Here is a 23,111-nt window from a genome sequence, read left to right as displayed (position 1 = left end):
TCTATCATAGAATTTTTATATTTATCAAAATATTCTTTTACTATCTTACTTTGTTTATTGTATAATATTTATATTACAGCTATCTTATCATTTAGTTCAGAAAAAGGAGAAGCCATATGAATGATTTAAAGTTCAACAGAGAATTATCAGACACCTTATTGACTCATCTGGAATATGGAATGCATCATAGTCCCTATGATCAGGAATTAGCTTTCTACTCAGCAGTTCAGTCTGGTGATCTTGATAGTGTCAGCCAGCTCATGACTCCTTTAACAAACGAAGGATTAGGCATTCTATCTAAAAATCCACTAAAAAACCTTCAATATCATCTGGTTATATCCATTGCATTGATTACTCGATTTTGTATTGAAGGCGGATTGGATCAAGAAATTGCTTACAGTTTAAGTGACCTGTTTATCCAGCGGGCGGATCTTTGTGATACGGAACAGTCCATCACGCAGTTACACAGCAAAATGATTCATGAATTTACAATACGCATGGCACAGCTACCAAAGAACAAAGCAAAATCCAAGCCTGTTGTACAGTGCTTAGATTATATTCATAAAAACTACCACTATGCCATTACCTTAAAAGAAATTGCCAGGCATGTTAATCTAAATACCTCCTATCTGTCTAGCCTTTTTAAAAAAGAAATGGGACAGACGCTTTTTCAATACGTGGCTCAGGTAAGATTAGAAGCTTCTATGAATATGTTAAAGTTTTCAGATTATAGTTACGCTGACATTAGTAATTACTGTGGATTCAGTTCCCAGAGCCACTTCACTTACTGTTTAAGAATGTATACTGGTTTAACTCCAAAGCAATACCGGGACAGATATTATTCTTCCAATTGGAGAAAATAATTTACGTATACATTCTAATATAAAACCAAATATCATGATATAATTCTTATATCAGCACTGCTATATTAATCATAAACAAGGCAGAGGGTAACCTCTCCCTTTCTTTAAATCCATGTCAAATTTAATCACAAAGGAGATAATACATATGCGAATCTTTGAACATTTCCAGAAGGGAATCAACATAGAGCATTGGATATCCAGAACTGCTGATCCTGAACATTTTCACATATTCCTAACTGAAGAGAATATAAAAGATATCGCAAAAATGAAATTTGACCACATCCGTCTCATAGTAGACTATAACATCATTCAAAAAAAAGACGGATCTTTAAACAAATCCAGCTTAAATTATGTAGAAGACTGTATAAAATGGTGTAAAAAGCACAATCTTCATGCTATTTTAGTCTTACATAAAAATGCTGGTACTGTTTTTGATGAGCATGAATCATCTGATGCTCTATTTATTGATTTTCGTCTGCAGGAACGTTTTATCCAATTATGGTCAGCATTATCTGCTCGCCTATTCTCATATCAGGACATTCTTGCTTTTGAAATATCGAATCAATTAATAGACCAGACAAAAGCAAAAAAGTGGAACGAGCTTGTAAAGTGCTGCACGGTTGCAATACGCCACTCTGCACCTTCCATAAAAATACTGATAGGCGGCGTCCAGTCCAATAGTCTTGAAACCATCCGCCTGCTGGAACCTCCTATGGACGATAACATCGTTTACAGCTTCCATTGCTATGAACCAATGATGTTCTCTCATCAAAACACTTACTGGGTAAAAAGCATGCAGTCTGGATTAAAAATTTCATATCCCCAGACTGCCAAAGAAGCACCAAAGAAATCTCACAAATATGACACGTTTTGTCCTCGTCCTTTGTTTGAAAGCAATTCCATTGGACAGCCATTTTTCGAAATTTTATTTGGAGAAGCAGTTTCCATGGCTGAATACTATGATATTCCATTGTATTGTGGTGAATTCGGAGTAATCGCACTGGCAGATCCAGAAGATGCGTTAGTATGGTTTACCGATATTACTGCTATTTTCAAAAAATATAAGATAGGCTACGCAATGTGGAATTACCAGCATAAAAGCATTGGGATAACGGATGGCTTCATTGACGTAAAAGACACTCTCATGAAAAAAATTATTTAACCTTTCAGAATATCATCCGATAATGAGGAGATCAATTTAATAAGGAGGCATTTATTATGATGAAAAAAATTATTGCAACAACACTATGTTTCGCTACTATTGCATGTGGTTTTCAAGCTAATACAGCCAAAATTGATGCGGCAGACCGTTTCTGGGGAGATTACTGGGGAAATGGCTTCGATTACCACGAAGACTGGAAAATGGAAATAGCGGATGGATGGTCCAATGGTGATATGTTTGATTGTACATGGACTAGAAACAATGTACAATTTAATAACGGAATTATGAACCTTAGCATATTAAAAGACTGGAATGGCAACAGATATACTGGTGGCGAATACCGAAGCAGACAGGCCTTCGGATATGGTATGTACGACGTAAGCATGAAACCAGCAAGAAATGATGGTATCGTTTCTTCTTTCTTTACTTATACAGGCCCTTCTGACGGAACTAGATGGGATGAAATTGACATTGAATTTTTAGGTAAAAACACTCGCCAAGTGCAATTTAACTATTACACAGATGGACGTGGAAATCATGAATACGTTTATAATCTAGGCTTCGATGCTTCACAAGGTTTCCATCAGTATGGATTTTTATGGTTACCATACAGCATCACATGGTATGTAGATACAAAACCAGTTTATACTGCTTGGAGTGACATACCTTCTGTTCCAGGTAAAATCATGATGAATATCTGGAACGGCCGCGGAGTTGATTCTTGGCTCAACCATTATAACGGCGTTGCACCACTGACAGCACAGTATGACTGGTGTTCTTATACTAAAGTTAATTATTAATTACATATATTTATTTGCGCTATATTCTTTTAACAGACAGAGAGTACTCCTTCCATCTAATGAGTACTCTCTTGTTATTTTAAATAATCTTTTTTTATTTTTTTACTCTATTCTTCTCAAATTATTGCTTTTTTTATCCAATAGTGTTACTATATTAGATATTTTAATACATTACATACTGTCAACTTTTTGTTCTTTTTATTAACATTAACAAGGAGGACCAATGAAAAAATTATCAACTGCACTCTTAGCAGAAACCGTAGTACGTAAAAGAAAAGCCCTAAAAATGACCCAAGCCCAGCTAGCCGAGGCAACTGGCATTAACCGTGCCCAGCTTTCACGTTTAGAACAGGAAGATTATCTTCCTTTAATTCCCCAGCTTGAAGCATTAGGTGAAGTTTTAGACTTTGAACTTAATGATGTGTTCATTGATACAGCACATAAAAAACTGCCTTCACCCTCTCCTCTCAAAATCGCAGTAGCTGGTACTGGATATGTAGGATTATCCATTGCCATTCTTTTGGCTCAACATAACCATGTTACGGCTGTAGATATCATTCCCGAAAAAGTAGAAATGATTAATCAAAAAAAATCTCCCATCCAAGACGATTACATCAGCCTGTATCTAACTGAAAAAAAACTAAATCTTCTGGCTACAACGGATGCCGAAGCTGCGTACAAAAATGCAGATTTTGTCGTCATTGCTGCCCCAACTAATTACGATAGCAAGAGGAATTAGTTTGACACATCTGCAGTAGAAAGTGTCATTGAACTAGTCCTTAAAGTGAATCCAAATGCTATTATGGTTATAAAATCAACAATTCCTGTTGGATATACGGAATCTGTCCGTGAGAAATTCCATACTAAAAATATCATCTTCAGTCCTGAATTCCTGCGAGAATCCAAAGCATTATATGATAACCTATATCCAAGCCGCATTATTGTTTCTACTGACGAAACAGACAGCCAGATCCTTGAAGCTTCCCATACATTTGCTGCCTTGCTTCAGGAAGGTGCCATAAAAGAAGGTATTCAGACTTTATTTATGGGCTCAACAGAAGCAGAAGCTGTCAAGCTTTTTGCCAATACCTATCTGGCTCTTAGAGTATCCTATTTTAATGAATTAGATACCTATGCGGAAACCAAAAATCTAAATACTCAGAATATTATTAATGGTGTGTGCCTGGATCCTCGTATCGGAACCCATTATAACAACCCAAGTTTTGGATACGGTGGTTATTGCCTGCCAAAAGACACCAAGCAGCTCCTTGCCAATTACAATAATGTTCCTCAAAATATGATGAGCGCCATTGTAGAAAGCAACCGCACTAGAAAAGATTTCATTGCAGATCGTGTTCTTGAGCTTACTGGTGCATATGGAGCCAATAGTGAATGGGATTCTACCAAAGAAAAAGAAGTCATTGTAGGAGTTTACAGACTCACCATGAAATCAAATTCCGATAACTTTAGACAATCTTCCATTCAAGGTGTTATGAAGCGAATTAAAGCAAAAGGAGCAAAAGTGATTATCTTTGAACCTACACTTAATAATGGTGAGACTTTTTTCGGCTCAGAAATTGTAAATGATTTGGAAAAGTTTAAATCTATGTCTCATTCCATTATTGCTAACCGCTACGATTCCTGTCTAGATGACGTGAAAGACAAAGTATATACAAGAGATATCTTCAAAAGAGATTAATGGGAGGACTAAGCAAATGCAAAAAATAGATTTACATAATAAAACAATACTTGTAACTGGCTCTGCTGGATTTATTGGAAGTAATCTTGTCCTAGAATTATTAAATACACAATCCCCTATCCATATTGTTGGAATTGATAATATGAATGATTATTATGATGTGAATATTAAAAAGTGGCGTTTATCTGAAATTGATAAATGTGCTGCTAAACATCCAGAAAGTACATATACTTTTGTAAAAGGTGATATTTCTGACAAAAATGTCATTGATGAAATTTTTTTAACCCATAAACCTTCCGTTGTGGTAAATTTAGCTGCACAAGCTGGTGTACGTTACAGCATTACCAATCCCGATTCTTATATCCAAAGCAACCTGATTGGATTCTATAACATTTTAGAAGCATGCCGCCACAGCTATGACAACAACGAAACGGGAGTAGAACATCTTGTTTATGCGTCCTCATCTTCCGTTTACGGCTCTAATAAAAAGATTCCTTATAGCACAGATGACAAGGTTGATAATCCTGTATCTCTTTATGCTGCTACTAAGAAAAGCAATGAATTAATGGCTCACTCTTATAGTAAGCTTTACAATATTCCTTCCACTGGTCTCCGTTTCTTCACCGTTTACGGTCCTGCTGGAAGACCTGATATGGCATACTTTGGGTTTACAAATAAACTGCTAAAAGGAGAAACCATTCAAATCTTTAATTACGGAAACTGCAAGCGAGACTTTACTTATGTTGATGATATTGTAGAAGGAGTAAAACGTGTCATGCAAGGTGCACCAGAACGAAAAAATGGAGAAGATGGTCTCCCACTTCCTCCATATGCTGTCTACAATATTGGTAATAGCAATCCCGAAAACCTGCTTGATTTCGTAACCATTCTTCAGGAAGAATTAATACGTGCCCAAGTCCTTCCATCCGATTATGATTTTGAAGCTCATAAAGAATTAGTACCTATGCAGCCTGGCGATGTTCCAATTACATTTGCTGACACCACACCATTAGAAACTGATTATGGCTTTAAGCCAGACACCTCTTTAAGAGAAGGGCTACGAAAATTTTCAGAATGGTATAAAAACTTTTATTTAAACAATTAACTTCTCAAAACACTTGTTATGAATAATTGTATACCAGCAATTATTCATAACAAGTAATTTTTACATATGTTACGTTTTATGGTAAGTCTCACATCTCTATGATTTTATTAAGAATCTGCATAAAATCACACAAGTATCTCTCTCGTCCCCTGTCTTTTACAAATCGTTTTCCAGACTCTACATTATCTTTTCTCTTTTCTGCATCACTACATAAAATATTTAGCTGCTCAGATAGCTTACTGACTAATTCTTCATTATGTTCAAATGATATTAAACAGCCACTGTCTGCTGGACAGTTTTCGTTTATTCCACCTCTATCTGTTGCAAGCAATGCCAGCCCTGAAGCTTGTGCTTCTAACGGTACCAAACCAGCAGGTTCCTCCCATACAGAAGGGAAAGCACATATGTCTCCAATTGCATAATACTTAGGCATATCTTTAAAATTAATATAACCAGTCAATATAATCCGTTCATTATTCTGAATTTCACTTAATACGTTTTCCACATACCTTGTCTTTCGATTCACCCCATACCAGCTTCCACCTACTAAAAGCAGATATGCCCTTTTCTTTAGCTTATTAAATGCTTGAATTAACTCTAATATGCCCTTTGTTTCGTGTAATCTGCCTGCGAAAATTATTACAATATCATCGTCTTTTATTCCATGCTCTCTTCTATAATCCGCTCTGAACTTGGAATATTTCTCCCTTCCAAACAAAGACAAATTAACTGAATTCAACAAAGTAAATGTTTTTTCAGATGTTTTTTCAATGGTCTTCACTCTTTTTGTAATAAAGTCACTTACTGTAATAATTGCACGGCATGAATCCGCTATCTTCTGTGCATTAGGGGTATCCGCATTTAAATAATCATTATGCAAATGCAGTATCATAGGGATTTTCAAATCAGATAAAGGCATAACAAAATCTGTACAGTTCTCAATCAAAATATAATCTATGCTGTTATTTTTTGCATATTTTCTTACTTTCCTTAAATAACTTTTTTCAATTAACTTAGTATGTTTTCTGGTCAGCTTTCTGATACAGCGATTTAGGAAAACAAGCAAGTCATAAAATCTTCTGGTATATGAATATACAAAAGAAGTGTTTTTATATGCCTTTGACGCCTGCTTTACCTCTTTATCGTATATCGTACTCACAACGAAGTCTATCTTATGGTCCTTTTCGTTTTCATCAATTAAAAATTGGGTCAGCGTTTCAACCGCACCACCATGTACAGCAGGAACAGGTAATATTCCATATGTTACTATTAGAACTTTCACTTTTTCACCTCGTCTAACATAATCAAACTAAGAAATATTATTCAGCTTTCCAAGGCTGATACTCTTTTCCCTCAAGAATATCCGCAATTCTTTCGCATGCATGTCCGTCACCATAAGGATTACATGCATATGACATTTGATTATAAACTTCTGGATTCTCCAAAAGTTCTTTGAAATTATTATAAATCACTTCTTCTTCTGTTCCAACCAGTCTAAGGGTTCCAGCTTTCAAGCCTTCAGGCCTTTCTGTGGTATCCCTCATTACAAGAACTGGGCATCCGTAGGAAGGACATTCTTCTTGAATACCACCTGAATCAGTAAGACACAAATGACATCTTGCCTCAAAATTATGACAATCAAAAACCTCAATAGGCTCTATGATATGAATTCTATCAAAATCACCAAGTTCTTCATCTGCTGCTTTTCTAACCATTGGGTTCATGTGAATTGGATAAACAGCTTTACATTCTGGATGTTCCTCAAGAACTCGACGTATCGCACGAAACATATTATGCATCGGCTGTCCAAGATTTTCTCTTCTGTGTGCAGTAATAAAAATAAGTTTACTATCTCCAACCCACTCTAACTCTGGATGGGTATAGTCTTCTTTTACTGTATGTTGCATTGCATCAATTACGGTATTGCCCGTAATAAAGATTTTACTCGGATCTTTCCCCTCATTTATTAAATTATCTGCCGCCATTTGAGTTGGTGCAAAATTATATTGAGAGATAATTCCTACTGCCTGACGATTAAACTCCTCTGGGTATGGAGAATAAATGTTATATGTACGAAGTCCTGCTTCCACATGTCCAACAGGAATCTGAAGATAAAAACAAGCCAGGCCAGTAACAAATGTTGTTGACGTATCCCCGTGAACTAGTACAACATCCGGCTTTTCTTTCTCCAGTATCTCTTTTATACCATTTAATATATTAGTTGTAATATCAAACAAGGTCTGTTTCTCTTTCATTATGGAAAGATCATAGTCTGGCACCACGTTAAATGTATTGAGAACTTGATTTAACATCTCCCTATGCTGACCAGTTACCGTTACAACTGTCTGAATAGATTCTCTTTTCTTTAGTTCATTTACTAACGGACACATTTTAATTGCTTCTGGTCTCGTTCCAAAAACCAACATAACTTTCTTCATATTATTTATGTTCCTCCTCACTTACCAATAGTTTATTAAATTGTTCCATAGCCACTTTATTTGTAACTGGATTATTCCGAGTATACTCATAAAACTGTTTTCGTAATTTACCGTCACAAATTAACTTACCTATTTTTTCACTAATGCTGTTTACATCAAAATCTACTAAATAACCATTTTTGCCATCTGCAACACTTTCTTTTGCCTCCGCAAAATTCGTTACAACAACAGGAAGATTCTCCATTAATGCTTCTAGAATAGTCAAACCATAGCCTTCATAGTCAGATGTCATAACATATATATCACTTTTCGCCATACATCTTAACGGACAGTCTGTTTGTCCTTCAAATAAAAAAACATCATCCACGCCCTTTTCAGCCGCTAAAGACTTTAATTCCACTTCGTCAGGTCCACTTCCAAACATATGCCATAAAAATTTTCCTTCCAAACCCGCCTCTTTTAGCAGGACGCAACTCTCTATCATTCTATCAATTCTTTTCTGTTCATTATCTATTCTGCTAACAGAAATCAAATGAATCTTTCCATCTTCTGCACTCCACTTGGTTTCACAGTCAATCTTTTCTTTTAAATTAATGCAATTATAAACAACATAAGAACGTTCCGCTAACGAAGGTGCAATGGCATCGAACTTTTCTTTATTTCCGTAGCTTACATGAATGATTCCATCAAAATTCTGATATCTATTTAATACGTACTGTTCTGTAAAACCAAGCTTATATGCGTCATTATGTATCCATCCATATTTTTTGTCAGCTTTTACATATTGCTCGACAAAATCATTACACATTAAGTTAATCTCAGGATTGCATATATCATTTTCATAGGAGATTGCAATATCATAGGCACCATATTCTTTACAGTGTGCTAATAACTTTACCATCTTAAAATTAATTTTAATTCCTATAAAATGTATGAAATACCAAACTGCTTTTCTAATCCCCTTGCATGCTTTTCTTCTGGAAAACCATATATTATATATACTAGATGGTGTGATTACATGTATTCCTTCGGGAACCGTAAATCTAGATCGATTATCAGTACTTAATAGAAATAAATCCACTTGAATTTCTGGCCTTTTTGCTAGTTCTTCTAACAATGATATTAGTGCTGTGGAAACACCACCTTGTTCTAATTTACTTATCGCAATAGCTATTTTTTTCATTTTTCACTACTTCCTTTGCAACATGATAAGGCAAAAACTCTTGTATCGGTTTCCTATCAGGAACACCATTTTTCATATAGTCTGAAACAATCGAATCAATCTTGTCTGACATATTCTCAACAAATGTATATCTGTTATATTTTCCTAGAAAATTCTTTAATTCCGAACCTAAATCACCATCCTCAATTAAGAGAACTTCCTTTGATGTTCCAGCATCTCTGTATATTTTTGCTGGTATCTGTGTGCCTCGGATATTCATTATATCCACAAGAACATTACACTTATTAATATACGCATCTAATTCTTCTGGATTGATTCTCCCAAGAATATGGATATTAGGTGTTTCCTCTAATTTCAGATCCGAATCACCAATAATATACAGTTCTACGTTATTTCTTTTCTTTACTGTTTCGTACAATGGAACAATATTTCGGATACCCGAATCATAATTACCAAAATACCCAAGCACCACTTTATTTTCTATGCTATTCCTTTCTTCTTTCTCACAAATCGTTGGAGTAGGAACAAAATACATTTTATTTTTGTGTTTCGGATATATTTTCTTTTGTTCCAATAAGGTTAGGGGTGATACATAAACAACCTTGTCTGCCTTGGCTAGAATTTTATTCTCTATCTTTGCTTTCATCCAATGTGGAAGTCTGGAGGATGCTGAAATATCCATTGCCAGAGGATCTCCCCAATATTGAATATAGTACCCGCGTTTATTTACTTTTCTGATTTTATTGGCCAGCATATGAGATACTACTGGATCTGAGGCAGAAATAATATAATCAAACGATTCCCTATCTATCATTTCTAAAATATGATTTGCATACTTCAAATCAAATATTGCCTTACCAAATAAATCGTATCTTTTATACATTCGATATATAAACGCCTTAATCCCCTTTTTGCTAGAAGAATTGTCTACGGCCCCTGCAGAAACTTCCGGCTCCTTATCATAATAAGTTATCTTCACATTTTTAGTCTTCCATTCAAAGTCCTCTACATAATACCTTGAATTTTTAACTGGATGTGGTGATATGATATGTACCTCATTTTCTACTGACAAACCATCTACTAAAGCCCTTAGACATATGATGGAGGACGAGTTATACTCTATCGCCCTTGCTGATATAACCAAAATTTTACTCATATTTTTTCTCTCCATTTTTATATCCTTTTATGTTCATTACTACTTTCTTCTACTTAAACTCCCAAGAATCCTTTTTGCCATGTTAAAGCTCATATTAAACCATTTATTCTTTCTATACACAGCATAAAATAGAACATTGGTTATAATAGAACATACTCCAAACCGCAATATAAGTCCAAATATTCCACTTATCGGTACTAAATCACAAATGAAACCTGTAATCCCACAAATAATACATATAACAGCAAAATAATAACTACATACTAAAAAGTAGGATTTAACAGAATAGCCTTTAAAATAATTTTTGAATACCAAAACTGCACAACCAATATGATCGATAAAAAGAATTGTCAATATTGTAGCTATCAATATCCCCCAGATCTGGAAGAAGTATCCCAATGTAATATTTAAAAACAGATTTGCTACAGCCTCTAGAACGGAAACCCATCTACCTTTCCACCACAGACCACAGGCATTGAAATATTGAGAACGGATATCACCTGCCCTAAGTAATAAAAAGTAGATACATAATAAAATAACACATCCAAAAGGAAGCATTAATTTCTGGCCCATCCATATTTTCATAAATGGCTGATACATACAATAAAAGCAGCTCGTACACCAGCCTGAAACCCACATAAACATGAAATTAAACTTGTGTAAGTCTTGATAGTTTTTCTCTACTGATTCTGTTTCTATTGAATTGCCAATACCAGCACTTATGGATGTCAGCAGAATTGTTAAAAAACCAGTTATCGTTGTCATAAGGAAATAGTAGTTACTGTATATTGTTGTTGCTGTCAATCCAATAAAGGAAGAAATACAAATAGTGTCAAATGCATTTCTAGACACTTGGCACGCCTTTGAAATCATCAGGCCTTTTACATTTTGCTGTATTTGTTCTTTATTTTCTTTTGATATTTCACCTTTTGGCTGAATCTCTGGAAAAAGCTCTGTAGCTCTTCTATGGCAAAGCAGATTATTAATATTTGTAAAAATGACAGTAACTGCCAGATAGATATAAAAGTCCTTCAGAACCAGAATAATTATAAGCTGCATTATGTTTTGAAAAAAATGCACTGCAGTATTAATCTTACTGGCTATATCATTTCTTTGGTACGCACTTAATAAGGTTGTTTTATATGCAAAAAACAAATAGCTAGATGCTGTATTCAGCAGATAAATAACATAAATAATATAAATATTTATTTCTTTTGGATATGTGCCATTAATTAAACGCTTTAAACCTGGTATTAAACATAATCCCGCTCCCAGCACAAAGATACCTATTTTTTGATAAACTATCTTAAAATATTTCAGAAGAGAAGACAATGTTTCATAATCCTTCTCTGCTATTGGCTTATACATTGCATAAACAATAGCTGTACTCATTCCCAGCTCTGCCAGATTAAGAACTTGCAAAATAGAAGAAAACAGATTATTTAATCCTGCATATTCAACACCAAATACATATATAACTAATGTCCTAATAATAAATGGAAGAATTAATGTAAACACTTTATTAATTAATCCCCAAGATATACTATTTACAGCATTTTTCGTTCTTTGAATCTTCAAAACTTACCTCCTATACAATCTGAGTATCTAATAATATTATTTTGCTACCAGATACATTAATGCTCCCATCATTAATGCACCGAAACCTAACAGTATACTTTTATTAGCTTGTACACGTGGCATGGAATAATATTCTCTTAAAATCATTAAGATTGCAAATGGATATACTAAAATGAAATGTCTAAAAGTATATGATGAAATTACAATTATTAAAAATATACTTAAAAATGTAATAGTGTATTTATCCAAATGTCTAGTATTTCTAACCAGAATAGGGATACATGCAATCTGAACACACATTCCAAGTGAAACAATAAATTCCGCTAATATCAACCCATCCGTAAATATTCTGCTAACTTTTAATAACCCTACAGGAATAGGAAATACGACCCCGTATACAATTCTTAAAATCAGTCCCAATGGTACTATCGGCATGTTAAAAATAACTCTTGATAAAGAGGAACTTCCATCTTCAACATGATGATAATTGTAAGCAGAATCTGTTTTAAAGAGGAACGAATCAACCGCACCAATTTGATAGAAAATAACAACTACGATTGTAAGCATTACCATCATAATTGCAAATTTTTTCCCTTTCATTTCTTCATTTCGTAAAAATGAAATTCCTATTATAAGTATCATTATGTAGAGCAGTTCCCCTCTAAGCCAGTATCCCCAAAATATCAGGTTCAAAATAATAAATACATTACATGGACGGCTTGATATCAATATTGGCGGGTCTTCTCCAGTTCGGAATATATCATCTGTACAGATAAAAAATAATACTGTCATTAAAACTGACAGTGTATCTCTAAAAATAAATGATGAAATATATACTGCATTAGGGAATAGGCACATTATCGTCATTGCGTTTCGGGCAATACGTTTTTTCATATTTAACCGGATATAACCTATCCGGTAAACTAAAACACCTGTTGCTAGTAATAAATCAATATTCATTACCCGAAAACATGCTGTATGATAACTTATATGAAGAAACTTGCACGCTTTCATTATCATACACAAAACCCAGTTAAATCCTCTTGAATTTGTTATCAAGTCATCAGACCAAGGCCAATTAAATCCCTTTAAAATCATTCGGTTTGCACGAAACTCAAATTTAACGTCATCGCTTCCACCAATATAATATGGCACACCATATGCATGTATGTTTCCATAGTAAATAAGCAACACAAAAAATATTCCAAACAATTTCAATAAACATAAGCGACCTATCACATTATCATCTAAATTTCTGGTTAATGCTGCAACAAGCAAAGACCCAATCGTACCACAGAACATTATTGAATATGATTCAAACCACATAGACAAAGACAAATCCAATAAAAAGCAAAACAAAATATAAAACAAAGGAAAGGCTGTCTGCGAATTATCATAATGTGATGAATTACTCTGTTTCACCTGTTTCACCTCATATTCCATATAACTGCTATACAAATCAGAATAATTAAAATATAAAATATAGCATAAACTGCAAAGTACTTCTTATTTAACCGGCCTATTTTCTGAAACCTCAAAAAGTTATTACATAACATCTGGACTTTTCCTGAAAGACCAGTACACAAATCAATTACCTGATCTCTTTCCTTTCCCACCACTGGGGGATTTTCTGTAAAGTCCGAAAATACATATCCTTTTTTCTTTCCATAAGAGATCATTTTTCTAAATTTCTTTTCTGCCCTTTTATCCAATGAAACATAATTCTTTGAAAAGAAGTACTTTTTGATAAAATTCCATGAATGCATGGTAAGTGTAATCTGCCCTAATTCATTCTTATCAAGAAAACGCCTATATTCATTGAAAGTTGAATCATTGGTATCTAAGTTTATCAGTTTGCTTTTACGCCCAAACTGTATGGCACGATAACGGGTATTTGGAAACAGTGTTTGTCCCTTAAATCTGATAATGGCATTATCCACCTTTGCAGTATCACGCCCCAAATGGCACATTTTGGAACTTCCACTGCTATAAGACAAATCTACAAGACTTATTCCCATTTCCTTCATTGCATCATACATCTCTTCATCTGCTCCATATCGTCCAATCCGAAAAGCTTTTGGTTCATGTCCCAAAAGTCTTTGAAACAAATCAAATCCATACTGAAGTATCTCTTTTTTATCCTGATAATTATATTGCCAGAAAAAGCTTTTCTCATGATCTCCCGATACATAGTCCGGATGTAAATGTAAATAAACATGCTGATTGTATTTATGTATTAACTCAATAATATCTTTTGCATATTCTTCTCCATATTCTTTTGCTTCCACCATATCAAAGAAAAAATTAATCGGTATATTTAATTCCTTTCCTAAACGTAAAATATGTTCAAGACCACACACACCGTTTTTATATTTTCCCTCTATGTACTGATTTCTATGCACAATATCGTGACATTCTAAATCAACTGTAATATAAATGTTCTTCATATAACTCTCTCCAATCCAAAGTTCCTTTAAAGATCAGAAACCAGTTCTTGTAATCTTTCTTCAAAACTGTTATATCTAAGAATTTTATTGATTATGGCATAATCTGGATCAGCTCCAAAATTTTCTTCTACATACTTTAAAAGCATTGAAATATCTTCTTCAAAGTTATATAAATATCCTGCTTTATTCTGCTCTATCTGCTTTGCAATATCGTGTACATGAGGCGTTGCAATCATCTTCATCCCACTTTGCACATATTCCAGAAACTTATTTGGAAACGCAACATTGTTGGTTACACAGTCTTTTCTTAACATAAATGCATAGTCTCCTGCATTCAGTGCTTTCTTCAATTCATCTGCTGTATAACTATCCGTAATAATACTGTCCTCTGAAGTAATCAGCTTATTTATTTCTTTTATATTATGCGAAAAAATCAGCATTCTGGTTTTTCGTTTTATCTGCTTTTCAATCTTCCTATACAACTCAATTGTTTCTTCAATACACTGCCAGCTAGAAACTCCACCAGAATAGATAAATACGATTTCATCCTCTTTTATCCCATATTTTAATCTGTATTTTTCACGATTGCTTTCATATTCTTTTTCACTAGGTGCATAACTCATAGTTGCACATGGAACATGATAAAATGCAATCTGGCTATTAACTGGATATTTCTTACGGATATACATTTCCAGCGCCTCTGTTACTGCAAAGCATCCATCCATATAAGGAAATGCATTTTTAAGACATGACACATCAAAACGATATAAAAACTGCAGAAACATCCGTCTTAAAAATGTTCCATTACGCCCTGCCTCAATGATATCTTCTTGTGAACCGTGCATATCCACAATAGAAAATATGCCAAATTTCTTTTTAATGGCTTTTGTAACCCGAGACATTCCTATTCCCGAATATACAACCGCCCAATACTCACCTTTTTCTAATTCCTTAGCTACACTTTTTTTCATAGAAGCAAATGCCACCATAGCTTTTATTGGATTTTTCAGACTATAAGGAATTATTTTCATGCTTCCCCCTGCCTGAATTTTTTCTCTTGCATCAGAATGGATTCTGCCCGCTTTCTGCAAAGCAAGAAAATCTGTACTTACTCCATATTTCTGATACAGCACCTCTGCCCGATTCTTTATTAACCTTAATTCCCCCGATGTAGTTAATACATTTTTATCCGTAACAAATAGTATTCTTTTCACGTGCTACTCCTTTTCTCTTACTTATTTTCTCTTAACTTATTGGTTTTATCTTTGTTTCCTTTGGCTGGGTTATTACCACATTATCCGGATATTTTCCATGTAATACGGAACCAGCTCCTACAACACAGTTTGCTCCAATTTCTGTTCCTCTAAGAATAACCGTATTGGCACCTATCCATGTTTTCTTACCAATTTTGACGGGGGCAGTATGATATTCTTTTTCAGATACCCCTGACTTGGCATCAAATTTATGATCATGATCATACACAAGCACACCAGGTCCAAATTCAACTCCATCTTCCACTACAATGTGTTCCCGACATGCAATACGGCAGTTATTATTAATACGAACATTTTTTCCTAATTCAATTTTTCCACCTTTTGCCGCTGTCAGTCTTGAACCAGAATGAATCCTTACACGTTCTCCAAGAAACAGCTTGGATTTTGAATCAACATCAATCACCACATTAGGTGAAATTCTCTCTATAATACCACTTTTAATTCTTCCTCCACCTATTAATTTCTTTAAACTTAGGCGTACTAGAGAATAAGCAACCGATACTATATTTCCTATCTGATGTCTTGACATAACTTAATACCCCATTATCTTTCTCATCTGCTGATTAATAATTTTCACGTCATATTTTTCTTGACATATTCTATAAGCAGCATCTGACATTTCCAGAACTTTCTTTCTATCTGTAGCCAGCTGGTACATTTTTTCAGCCAGTATTTCCGGCTTCTTAATTGGTACAAGATAACCATTTACCCCATCTGCAATTGGCTCCCTGCAGCCTGTCCAATCAGTGGTAATCACTGGACGGCCACAAGACATGCCTTCTAAAATGGTACGAGGAAGTCCTTCCCTATAATAAGACGGAAGAACAAAAACCGAACTCTGTCCATAAAAAGATACAGGATCTTTTACTTCACCAGGTAATTCAATGCTGCCATCTTCTACATACTCTCGAATATCTTCTTCCTTAAGTGCTCCAATGCTACTATCATAACCTCCAAGAACAATAAATCTTGCCTCTGGCACTTTTTTCTTGACAATCCTTGCTGCCTTTGCAAAATCAAGGACACCTTTTTCTTTTATAATACGGCTTACCATAAGGAAAACTGGCTTTTCTGGAATATCACTTCTATAAAAACGTTCCATATTCACACCTGAGCCATTTACCACTTCACATTTGCTTTCTGGAAGGTAATTCCCTGCTACAAACTCTTTTACATCATCAGGGTTTTGGAAAATAACCTTATTACATCCTTTAAATGCCCTCTGATATAACATTTTAGAAATCTGTCTGACCAGCTTTGTTTTTAAGCTGTCTGATGCATAAACTCTTCCAAGTCCAGTAACCATTGGGTAAACCTTTTTAATCCCACAGGATTTTGCTGCAAAACTTCCATAAATAACAGGTTTAATCGTATACCCAAATACCAGCTCTGGCTGAATCCTTTTCATCACACCTTTTAGTTTCTTTAGATATGACATATCACCAGAAACACTTGTATTATCCTTTACAAAAGGAACCTCAATAAACTCCTTTACGCCTAACGCCATAATGTCTTCTACAAAGTCCCTGTTTGGTCCAGTTACATATACTTCATTTCCTTTTGCAATCATATCCTTAATCAGATCGCCACGGAAGTTAAATACTGTTTTATTTTTCGGTGATACAACCAATATTCTCATATTAAACATTCTCCAAATTATTTATTATTACTTCACTCATTCTCTTATTATTGCCACTGCCAACAAAACTGTTGTGTGGCGTGATTATTACATGTTCCATGTCCCATAGAGGGCTATCGCCAAGCGGCTCTTCTTCAAATACATCTAATACCGCTCCAAATAGCTTTTCTTCTAATGCCTCTACTAAATCTTCAGTCTTAATCAAAGCACCTCTGGCAATGTTTACAATAACAGATCCAGCCTTCATGCTAGCAAATGTACTCTTGTTCATCATATGCCTAGTTTCATTTGTCAATGGCAAAGTAAGAACTACGATATCTGCTTTTTCCAGTGCCTCTTTCAGCCTATCCATTGTATACATACAAGAAAATGCCTCATACCCTGTTTCATACAAATCAACACCTGTTATATTACAGCCAAATGCCTGAAACCTTTTTGCGCACTCACATCCAACTGAACCACAGCCAACAATACAGACCGTTTGTCCACAAAGTTCTTTCAAATTCCGCTTTTTATCCCAAATGTGCTTTTTCTGATTTTCTAAGAAGGATTTCTGCTCCTTATAAAGACTTAGCACTCCTGCAGCCGCATACTCTGCCATAGGTGCACTATAAACCCCTCTGGCATTATGTATTGTGATGCCTTTTTCTTTTATGTAATCCATGGGAACTCTATCGTATCCTGCGGAAGTAAGCTGAACATATCTTAAGTTTGTAAATTTTTCAACAGAATGAGACAAAAAGATCCCATTTCCTATAATCCCTTCTACCCACTCGTATTCACAAGGCAGCGAATCTTTTTCATACTGAAGAAAAACAACTTCATGCCCTTTCTCTTTTAGTCTGTCTGTATATTCCAATGCCTGCTGCCATGCTCCAGTTATCAGTATGTTCATCGTTCCTTCCCTCCCAGTCTTTTTGCCATTTTCTCTACAACTTTATAAAACAGGTTACAAATGACATGAAGCAGATAAGCCAGTAAAAGTATCACACCTGTAAGGATAAACCAATTTAATGGAAAACGGCCAAAAGGACGAATTAAATCAATTAATACGTATTGAACCAGATAAATCTCTAAAGTAATATCAGAAACAAAAGAAATACCTTTTTTACTCCATGCAGGTAACTTTTCAAGCTTTTCATCTAAGGACGCAAAAGTGATAAAGATGTATATAAGCAGGCAAACGATTGCAATCCAATTAAGAAACTGTAATTTAGAAAGACTTTCTCTTCTGGAAAATATCAGTTTGCTGGCAAAATACAGCATAAAAATTCCCACAGTTACAAATGGATAATAACGTTTAAACTGATTCCGAAACCGTTTATCATTTTGCCGGAACCATGCTCCTAACAGCATACATTCCATAAATAAAAAACGAATTAAAGGTTCTCTTACTTTGTCTATATGATAATAGCTTTTATCATAAACCGTAAGATACAGCAATAAGCTAATAATCGCAACCACACCCATAAGAAAAAGCAGATGCTTTTTTAACCCATCCAGTTTCATGCAGAAATAATATGGAATGTACAACACAACAATAGATGCCACAAAATGATAGTAAGTAGGATAAAGATACCACCATCGAATACCATGGTCAGCCAAACTATAAGCACCACACAGCATATACACAGCAGTCATAATAAGTACTGGTGGATACACTCTATATAATCGTTTTCCATACCATTTTGGAAAAGATAGTTTTACGTTATACAGACAATACCCCGAAACAGCAAAAAACAGCACGTCTCCAATTAACCCTCCATTGGCTATTAAATCTGTTGGATATATTCCTGTATAATGTGAATTTGTTATAAAACAAGCTGCTAAGCATCTTAAAAATGTTATAAAAAAAATCATTTATCTTATCCCCGCTATTTCTTTTATCTTCTCTTGCACCATTCTTTTATTTTCCTCAAAATAATTCTGAGCTTCCATACATTCTTTCTCTAAATTCCGTATCTCTTTGAGCCCCACTTCAAAAATCTTCTTTATCTGATCCAGTTCTGTAATAATATTCGTATTACAAAAACTTCTGCTTAAAATTGCACAAGTACTGCCCAAACGATAATGTTCCTTTATTATGTATTCTGCTGGAAGATCTCCTTTACCAAGTCTTCCAATTCCTCCATAACCATAAGGAATGCCTTTTTTTCTGAACTTTTCGCATAACATTTCAACGGTTCCATCTGCAAGAAGTTCAAACATGAATTTCTTTTTCAGTTCCAGTGAAAGATCATTAAGCCCAATATGAATTTCATCAATTCCTGGTACTTCTAATATTTCATCAATATTTTCCAAAGCTTTCTTGCTTTCAAGCAGTGGAAATACCCTTGCTCTGCCGTCCACAATCTTTATAAACCGTTCTAGCTCCTTAGCAGTCTGGAAATATGGCAGCATTATCAGGTCTGCTCCAGCAGCAATTACTGCTTCTATCTCTTTCTCGGAAGAATCATACTCCCTTGCAGCATCATGAATGGGATTCACACGAACCATCAGCTGTGCTTTGCTGATAACCTTTCTGATTCTTCTTACATCTTCAACAGTACAATGGTTTTGGACTGTGTCCATTCCCCCCTGCCGAATATCTTTTCCTATGTACTCCATATCTATAAAAATACGGTCAACTCCAGCATTTTCCACTATTCTGGCAACATCTGAATTACTTGTTATATACATTAATTTTAACATACTCTAATCCTTCTTTATGGTTTCCCCAGTATTCACATTATCTGAATTGGCTATGACTTTTCCGATTGTAATAAAAAATATTTTTATATCCAGCCATAACCTTACATGACGTACATACCAGACGCTTAATTCAATTCTATGATTCCATTCTACCCCTTTTCTTCCATTGATCTGGGCCCATCCTGTAAAACCTGGCCTGACATCAAACATGTGACGCTGTTCTTCCGTATATTCTTCTATTGGCCATGGATGATAAGTAAGAGGCGGCCTTGGTCCTATTAAGGACATATCTCCTTTTAGGACATTAAAAAACTGTGGCAGTTCGTCTAAACTAGTAGCACGAATAATCTTGCCTACCCTCGTTACCCGGCTGTCCCCTTTTCCAGAATAAACTCCCGAACCAATTTTTTCTGCTCCCACACACATGGAGCGGAATTTTAACATGCGAAAGACTTTTCCGTCTTTGCCAATTCTATCTTGTTTAAATAGGATTTCACCTGGAGAATCCAGTTTGATGGCTATCGCTATGATCACCATAGGTATTAATGCAATGATAAGTATAGGAATGGATATTATCAAGTCTATTCCCCGTTTGATATAGTCACGATAAAATACATCTGCAGGTCTTGCATTTGGCATATCATTTTTCATATAATTAACTCCTTTATATGTGTTTCTCGTACCATATATAGTATATTTGCCTGTATATCCATAAATTTGTATATCTTTTCAAGTCTCAGCAAATACTAAACTTTTACTTGTAACCCTAATTATGTATAATATACGCCCATTTTTCCCCTTAGTCAACAATTTGGGGTGTATTTTTTTTGTACAATGGGAATATCGAAATTACCTGCCTGACAGCAAAAGAGGAATGGCCTTTGCCATTCCTCTAACCATTTTTAGCTGTTTTCTCTATACTTAAACGTGTTTAAGGCCTTCTGTCTGACCTCTATCTTTCAAAACATTTTATTTATTATCTAAACTTTTCATCGTCGGGAACAGCAGCACGTCCCTAATTGCAGGAGAATTTGTCAATAACATAACCAGACGGTCAATGCCATAGCCGATACCACCTGTAGGAGGCATACCAATGGAAAGTGCATTTAAGAAATCTTCATCTGTGTGGTTCGCTTCTTCATCACCAGCGGCAAACGCTTCTTCCTGAGCAGCAAAACGTTCTCTCTGGTCAATTGGATCATTTAACTCGGAATATGCATTACACATTTCACGACCATAGATAAACAACTCAAAACGTTCTACATAATCTGGATTTTCTGGCTTCTTCTTAGTCAATGGAGAAATCTCAATTGGATGATCCATTACAAATGTAGGCTGAATTAGATGTTCTTCTACAAATTCTTCAAAAAACAGATTAAGGATATCGCCTTTTGTATGTCTTTCTTCAAATTCTACATGACGTTCTTTTGCTAGGGCTTTTGCTTCTTCTGCTGTTTTAATTTCATTAAAATCAACGCCAGCATACTTTTTAACCGCATCTACCATAGTAATTCTTTCGAAAGGCTTGCCAAGATCGATCATTTCTTCTGCATAAGGAATTAATGTTGTACCACATACTTCCTGTGCTACATGACGAAACATATTCTCTGTTAAATCCATCATGCCATAGTAATCTGTATATGCCTGATATAATTCCATAAGAGTAAACTCCGGATTATGCCTTGCATCTGTTCCTTCGTTACGGAATACACGTCCAATTTCATATACACGTTCCATTCCCCCAACGATTAATCTCTTAAGGTACAACTCAAGGGAAATACGAAGCTTTAAGTCTTCATCTAACGCATTGAAGTGAGTCTCAAATGGACGGGCTGCTGCACCACCAGCGTTAGAAACAATCATAGGGGTTTCTACTTCCATAAAGTTCTGGGAATCAAGGAAACGACGGATACTGCTGATAATCTGAGAACGTTTTACAAAAGTATCTTTTACTTCTTCGTTCATGATTAAGTCAACATATCTTTGACGGTATCTTGTATCCGTATCTGTTAAGCCATGATATTTCTCAGGCAGAACCTGTAAGCTCTTTGAAAGCAAAGTAACCTCTTCTGCATGGATAGAGATTTCTCCTGTCTTGGTCTTAAATACCTTACCTTTGATTCCAAGAATATCACCCACATCATATTTTTTGAAATCTTTGTAGGAATCTTCTCCAATTTCATCACGTGCTACATATGCCTGAATCCGGCCTTTAAAATCCTGAATATTACAGAAAGATGCCTTACCCATTACACGTTTGAACATCATACGTCCTGCTAAAGACACTTCCTGTCCTTCCATTTCTTCAAAGTTTTCTTTTACATCTGCTGAATGATGGGTAACATCATACTTAGTGATTACGAAAGGGTCTTTTCCAGCTTCCTGTAAATCGGCAAGCTTTTGTCTCTTAACCTTTAATAATTCACTGATATTTTGCTCTGGGGCTTGTTGATTATTCTGACCTGCCAAGATCTCTCTCTCCTTTTCTTACCGTAGACTAACTAGTTTGAACGTTGAATTTCCACGATTTTATATTTTAAAATACCCGCATGGGTTTCTACTTCCACTATATCACCCTGTCTTGCACCAATAAGTGCTTTACCAACAGGAGATTCATTTGAAATTTTTCCTTTTAAGCTGTTAGCTTCTGTTGAACCAACGATTTTATATTCTAACTCATCATCATATTCCATGTCGATGATTTTTACTTTACATCCAATGTTAATAACGTCAAGGTCAACATCTTCTTCTACAACAACTTCAGCATTCTTTAAAATCTTTTCGATCTCTTCAATACGTGCTTCGATGTCACGCTGCTCGTCTTTTGCTGCATCATATTCAGCATTTTCAGATAAGTCGCCTTGTTCACGTGCTTCCTTGATTTTCTGAGCTACTTCTTTACGTCTATTTACTTTTAAATCTTGAAGTTCGTCTTCCAAACTTCTTAATCCTTCATACGTTAAAATATTTTTCTTTTCTGCCATGTCGCCCCAACCTCCATAATAATATCATTGAAAATGGTCTTTCACATTCTTAGTATTATAACTTACCTATGCTAAGTTGTCAATCTTGTTAC

At 35.1% G+C, this 23,111-nt stretch carries 20 protein-coding genes and 1 pseudogene; 5 read left to right on the top strand and 16 right to left on the bottom strand.

Annotation, left to right across the window (positions count from 1 at the left end; translation table 11 throughout):
- The first annotated feature begins 116 nt into the window (after nucleotides 1–116).
- From BMY85_RS02995 to BMY85_RS02975, 5 genes and pseudogenes are all read left to right on the top strand, one after another.
- Nucleotides 117–863, top strand: coding sequence for a helix-turn-helix domain-containing protein (locus BMY85_RS02995; RefSeq protein ID WP_092476300.1), 747 nt, complete (start codon nucleotides 117–119; stop codon nucleotides 861–863).
- A gap of 145 nt (nucleotides 864–1,008) precedes the next feature.
- Complete coding sequence (locus BMY85_RS02990) at nucleotides 1,009–2,025, top strand: glycoside hydrolase family 5 protein (RefSeq protein WP_177180596.1); 1,017 nt, start codon at nucleotides 1,009–1,011, stop codon at nucleotides 2,023–2,025.
- Between the two features lie 56 nt (nucleotides 2,026–2,081).
- Nucleotides 2,082–2,825 (top strand): beta-glucanase, encoded by a 744-nt coding sequence (bglS, locus tag BMY85_RS02985; protein WP_278280374.1) that lies wholly within the window; start codon nucleotides 2,082–2,084, stop codon nucleotides 2,823–2,825.
- Between the two features lie 223 nt (nucleotides 2,826–3,048).
- Nucleotides 3,049–4,524: pseudogene (locus tag BMY85_RS02980) on the top strand (nucleotide sugar dehydrogenase).
- Nucleotides 4,525–4,540: 16 nt separating this feature from the next.
- Nucleotides 4,541–5,629 carry an NAD-dependent epimerase/dehydratase family protein gene (locus BMY85_RS02975; RefSeq protein WP_092476294.1) on the top strand — a complete coding sequence of 363 codons (1,089 nt, stop codon included), beginning with the start codon at nucleotides 4,541–4,543 and terminating at the stop codon, nucleotides 5,627–5,629.
- Nucleotides 5,630–5,717: 88 nt separating this feature from the next.
- Here BMY85_RS02975 and BMY85_RS02970 read toward each other — a convergent pair whose 3' ends face one another.
- The 16 genes from BMY85_RS02970 to greA all read right to left on the bottom strand — a co-directional run bounded on the left by BMY85_RS02970 (nucleotide 5,718) and on the right by greA (nucleotide 23,019).
- Entirely contained in the window at nucleotides 5,718–6,911 is a 1,194-nt protein-coding gene (locus BMY85_RS02970; protein ID WP_092476292.1) for a glycosyltransferase family 4 protein, read from the bottom strand.
- A 37-nt stretch (nucleotides 6,912–6,948) separates the two neighbouring features.
- A complete protein-coding gene (gene wecB, locus BMY85_RS02965) occupies nucleotides 6,949–8,067 on the bottom strand; it encodes a non-hydrolyzing UDP-N-acetylglucosamine 2-epimerase (RefSeq protein WP_092476289.1) in 1,119 nt (372 codons plus the stop codon).
- A 1-nt stretch (nucleotide 8,068) separates the two neighbouring features.
- Nucleotides 8,069–9,250 (bottom strand): glycosyltransferase, encoded by a 1,182-nt coding sequence (locus tag BMY85_RS02960; RefSeq protein WP_092476286.1) that lies wholly within the window; start codon nucleotides 9,248–9,250, stop codon nucleotides 8,069–8,071.
- Nucleotides 9,222–10,406: a glycosyltransferase family protein gene (locus tag BMY85_RS02955; protein WP_092476280.1), complete on the bottom strand. Its 1,185-nt coding sequence runs from the start codon at nucleotides 10,404–10,406 to the stop codon at nucleotides 9,222–9,224. Before BMY85_RS02955 ends, BMY85_RS02960 begins: the two co-directional genes overlap by 29 nt.
- A gap of 39 nt (nucleotides 10,407–10,445) precedes the next feature.
- Nucleotides 10,446–11,984, bottom strand: a complete 1,539-nt coding sequence (locus BMY85_RS02950; RefSeq protein WP_092476277.1) for a lipopolysaccharide biosynthesis protein — start codon at nucleotides 11,982–11,984, stop codon at nucleotides 10,446–10,448.
- Between the two features lie 36 nt (nucleotides 11,985–12,020).
- Nucleotides 12,021–13,406, bottom strand: a complete 1,386-nt coding sequence (locus BMY85_RS02945) for a hypothetical protein (protein WP_143066307.1) — start codon at nucleotides 13,404–13,406, stop codon at nucleotides 12,021–12,023.
- A 5-nt stretch (nucleotides 13,407–13,411) separates the two neighbouring features.
- On the bottom strand, nucleotides 13,412–14,431 hold the full coding sequence (locus BMY85_RS02940; protein ID WP_092476273.1) for a polysaccharide deacetylase family protein: 1,020 nt from the start codon (nucleotides 14,429–14,431) through the stop codon (nucleotides 13,412–13,414).
- Nucleotides 14,432–14,457: 26 nt separating this feature from the next.
- Nucleotides 14,458–15,645, bottom strand: a complete 1,188-nt coding sequence (locus BMY85_RS02935; RefSeq protein WP_092476269.1) for a glycosyltransferase family protein — start codon at nucleotides 15,643–15,645, stop codon at nucleotides 14,458–14,460.
- A gap of 31 nt (nucleotides 15,646–15,676) precedes the next feature.
- Complete coding sequence (locus BMY85_RS02930; protein WP_092476266.1) at nucleotides 15,677–16,234, bottom strand: acyltransferase; 558 nt, start codon at nucleotides 16,232–16,234, stop codon at nucleotides 15,677–15,679.
- A gap of 3 nt (nucleotides 16,235–16,237) precedes the next feature.
- Nucleotides 16,238–17,344: a glycosyltransferase family 4 protein gene (locus tag BMY85_RS02925; RefSeq protein WP_177180595.1), complete on the bottom strand. Its 1,107-nt coding sequence runs from the start codon at nucleotides 17,342–17,344 to the stop codon at nucleotides 16,238–16,240.
- 1 nt (nucleotide 17,345) lies between these two features.
- Nucleotides 17,346–18,239, bottom strand: a complete 894-nt coding sequence (locus tag BMY85_RS02920; protein ID WP_092476259.1) for a D-2-hydroxyacid dehydrogenase — start codon at nucleotides 18,237–18,239, stop codon at nucleotides 17,346–17,348.
- Nucleotides 18,236–19,204, bottom strand: a complete 969-nt coding sequence (locus BMY85_RS02915) for an acyltransferase family protein (RefSeq protein ID WP_092476257.1) — start codon at nucleotides 19,202–19,204, stop codon at nucleotides 18,236–18,238. Before BMY85_RS02915 ends, BMY85_RS02920 begins: the two co-directional genes overlap by 4 nt.
- Nucleotides 19,205–20,035 (bottom strand): aldolase/citrate lyase family protein, encoded by an 831-nt coding sequence (locus BMY85_RS02910; RefSeq protein ID WP_092476254.1) that lies wholly within the window; start codon nucleotides 20,033–20,035, stop codon nucleotides 19,205–19,207. It abuts the gene before it with no gap.
- Between the two features lie 3 nt (nucleotides 20,036–20,038).
- Nucleotides 20,039–20,686, bottom strand: a complete 648-nt coding sequence (locus tag BMY85_RS02905; RefSeq protein WP_242939659.1) for a sugar transferase — start codon at nucleotides 20,684–20,686, stop codon at nucleotides 20,039–20,041.
- Nucleotides 20,687–21,004: 318 nt separating this feature from the next.
- A complete protein-coding gene (gene lysS, locus BMY85_RS02900) occupies nucleotides 21,005–22,504 on the bottom strand; it encodes a lysine--tRNA ligase (protein ID WP_092476252.1) in 1,500 nt (499 codons plus the stop codon).
- A 32-nt stretch (nucleotides 22,505–22,536) separates the two neighbouring features.
- Entirely contained in the window at nucleotides 22,537–23,019 is a 483-nt protein-coding gene (gene greA / locus BMY85_RS02895) for a transcription elongation factor GreA (RefSeq protein WP_092476249.1), read from the bottom strand.
- Nucleotides 23,020–23,111 lie beyond the last annotated feature (92 nt).

The organism is [Clostridium] polysaccharolyticum (assembly GCF_900111595.1).
In the GTDB taxonomy this organism is placed as follows: Bacteria; Bacillota; Clostridia; order Lachnospirales; family Lachnospiraceae; genus Clostridium_AI; species Clostridium_AI polysaccharolyticum.
Note: the sequence above shows the minus strand (reverse complement) of the source record. Positions and strands in the feature narration are given on the sequence as shown.

What these genes read in the sequence shown, in the direction of transcription:
- BMY85_RS02995 (WP_092476300.1), top strand. Translation starts at nt 117, where the DNA reads ATGAATGATTTAAAGTTCAACAGAGAATTATCAGACACCTTATTGACT.
- BMY85_RS02990 (WP_177180596.1), top strand. Translation starts at nt 1,009, where the DNA reads ATGCGAATCTTTGAACATTTCCAGAAGGGAATCAACATAGAGCATTGG.
- bglS (WP_278280374.1), top strand. Translation starts at nt 2,082, where the DNA reads ATGATGAAAAAAATTATTGCAACAACACTATGTTTCGCTACTATTGCA.
- BMY85_RS02975 (WP_092476294.1), top strand. Translation starts at nt 4,541, where the DNA reads ATGCAAAAAATAGATTTACATAATAAAACAATACTTGTAACTGGCTCT.
- wecB (WP_092476289.1), bottom strand. Translation starts at nt 8,067, where the DNA reads ATGAAGAAAGTTATGTTGGTTTTTGGAACGAGACCAGAAGCAATTAAA.
- BMY85_RS02960 (WP_092476286.1), bottom strand. Translation starts at nt 9,250, where the DNA reads ATGAAAAAAATAGCTATTGCGATAAGTAAATTAGAACAAGGTGGTGTT.
- BMY85_RS02955 (WP_092476280.1), bottom strand. Translation starts at nt 10,406, where the DNA reads ATGAGTAAAATTTTGGTTATATCAGCAAGGGCGATAGAGTATAACTCG.
- BMY85_RS02940 (WP_092476273.1), bottom strand. Translation starts at nt 14,431, where the DNA reads ATGAAGAACATTTATATTACAGTTGATTTAGAATGTCACGATATTGTG.
- BMY85_RS02930 (WP_092476266.1), bottom strand. Translation starts at nt 16,234, where the DNA reads ATGTCAAGACATCAGATAGGAAATATAGTATCGGTTGCTTATTCTCTA.
- BMY85_RS02925 (WP_177180595.1), bottom strand. Translation starts at nt 17,344, where the DNA reads ATGAGAATATTGGTTGTATCACCGAAAAATAAAACAGTATTTAACTTC.
- BMY85_RS02920 (WP_092476259.1), bottom strand. Translation starts at nt 18,239, where the DNA reads ATGAACATACTGATAACTGGAGCATGGCAGCAGGCATTGGAATATACA.
- BMY85_RS02915 (WP_092476257.1), bottom strand. Translation starts at nt 19,204, where the DNA reads ATGATTTTTTTTATAACATTTTTAAGATGCTTAGCAGCTTGTTTTATA.
- BMY85_RS02910 (WP_092476254.1), bottom strand. Translation starts at nt 20,035, where the DNA reads ATGTTAAAATTAATGTATATAACAAGTAATTCAGATGTTGCCAGAATA.
- BMY85_RS02905 (WP_242939659.1), bottom strand. Translation starts at nt 20,686, where the DNA reads ATGAAAAATGATATGCCAAATGCAAGACCTGCAGATGTATTTTATCGT.
- greA (WP_092476249.1), bottom strand. Translation starts at nt 23,019, where the DNA reads ATGGCAGAAAAGAAAAATATTTTAACGTATGAAGGATTAAGAAGTTTG.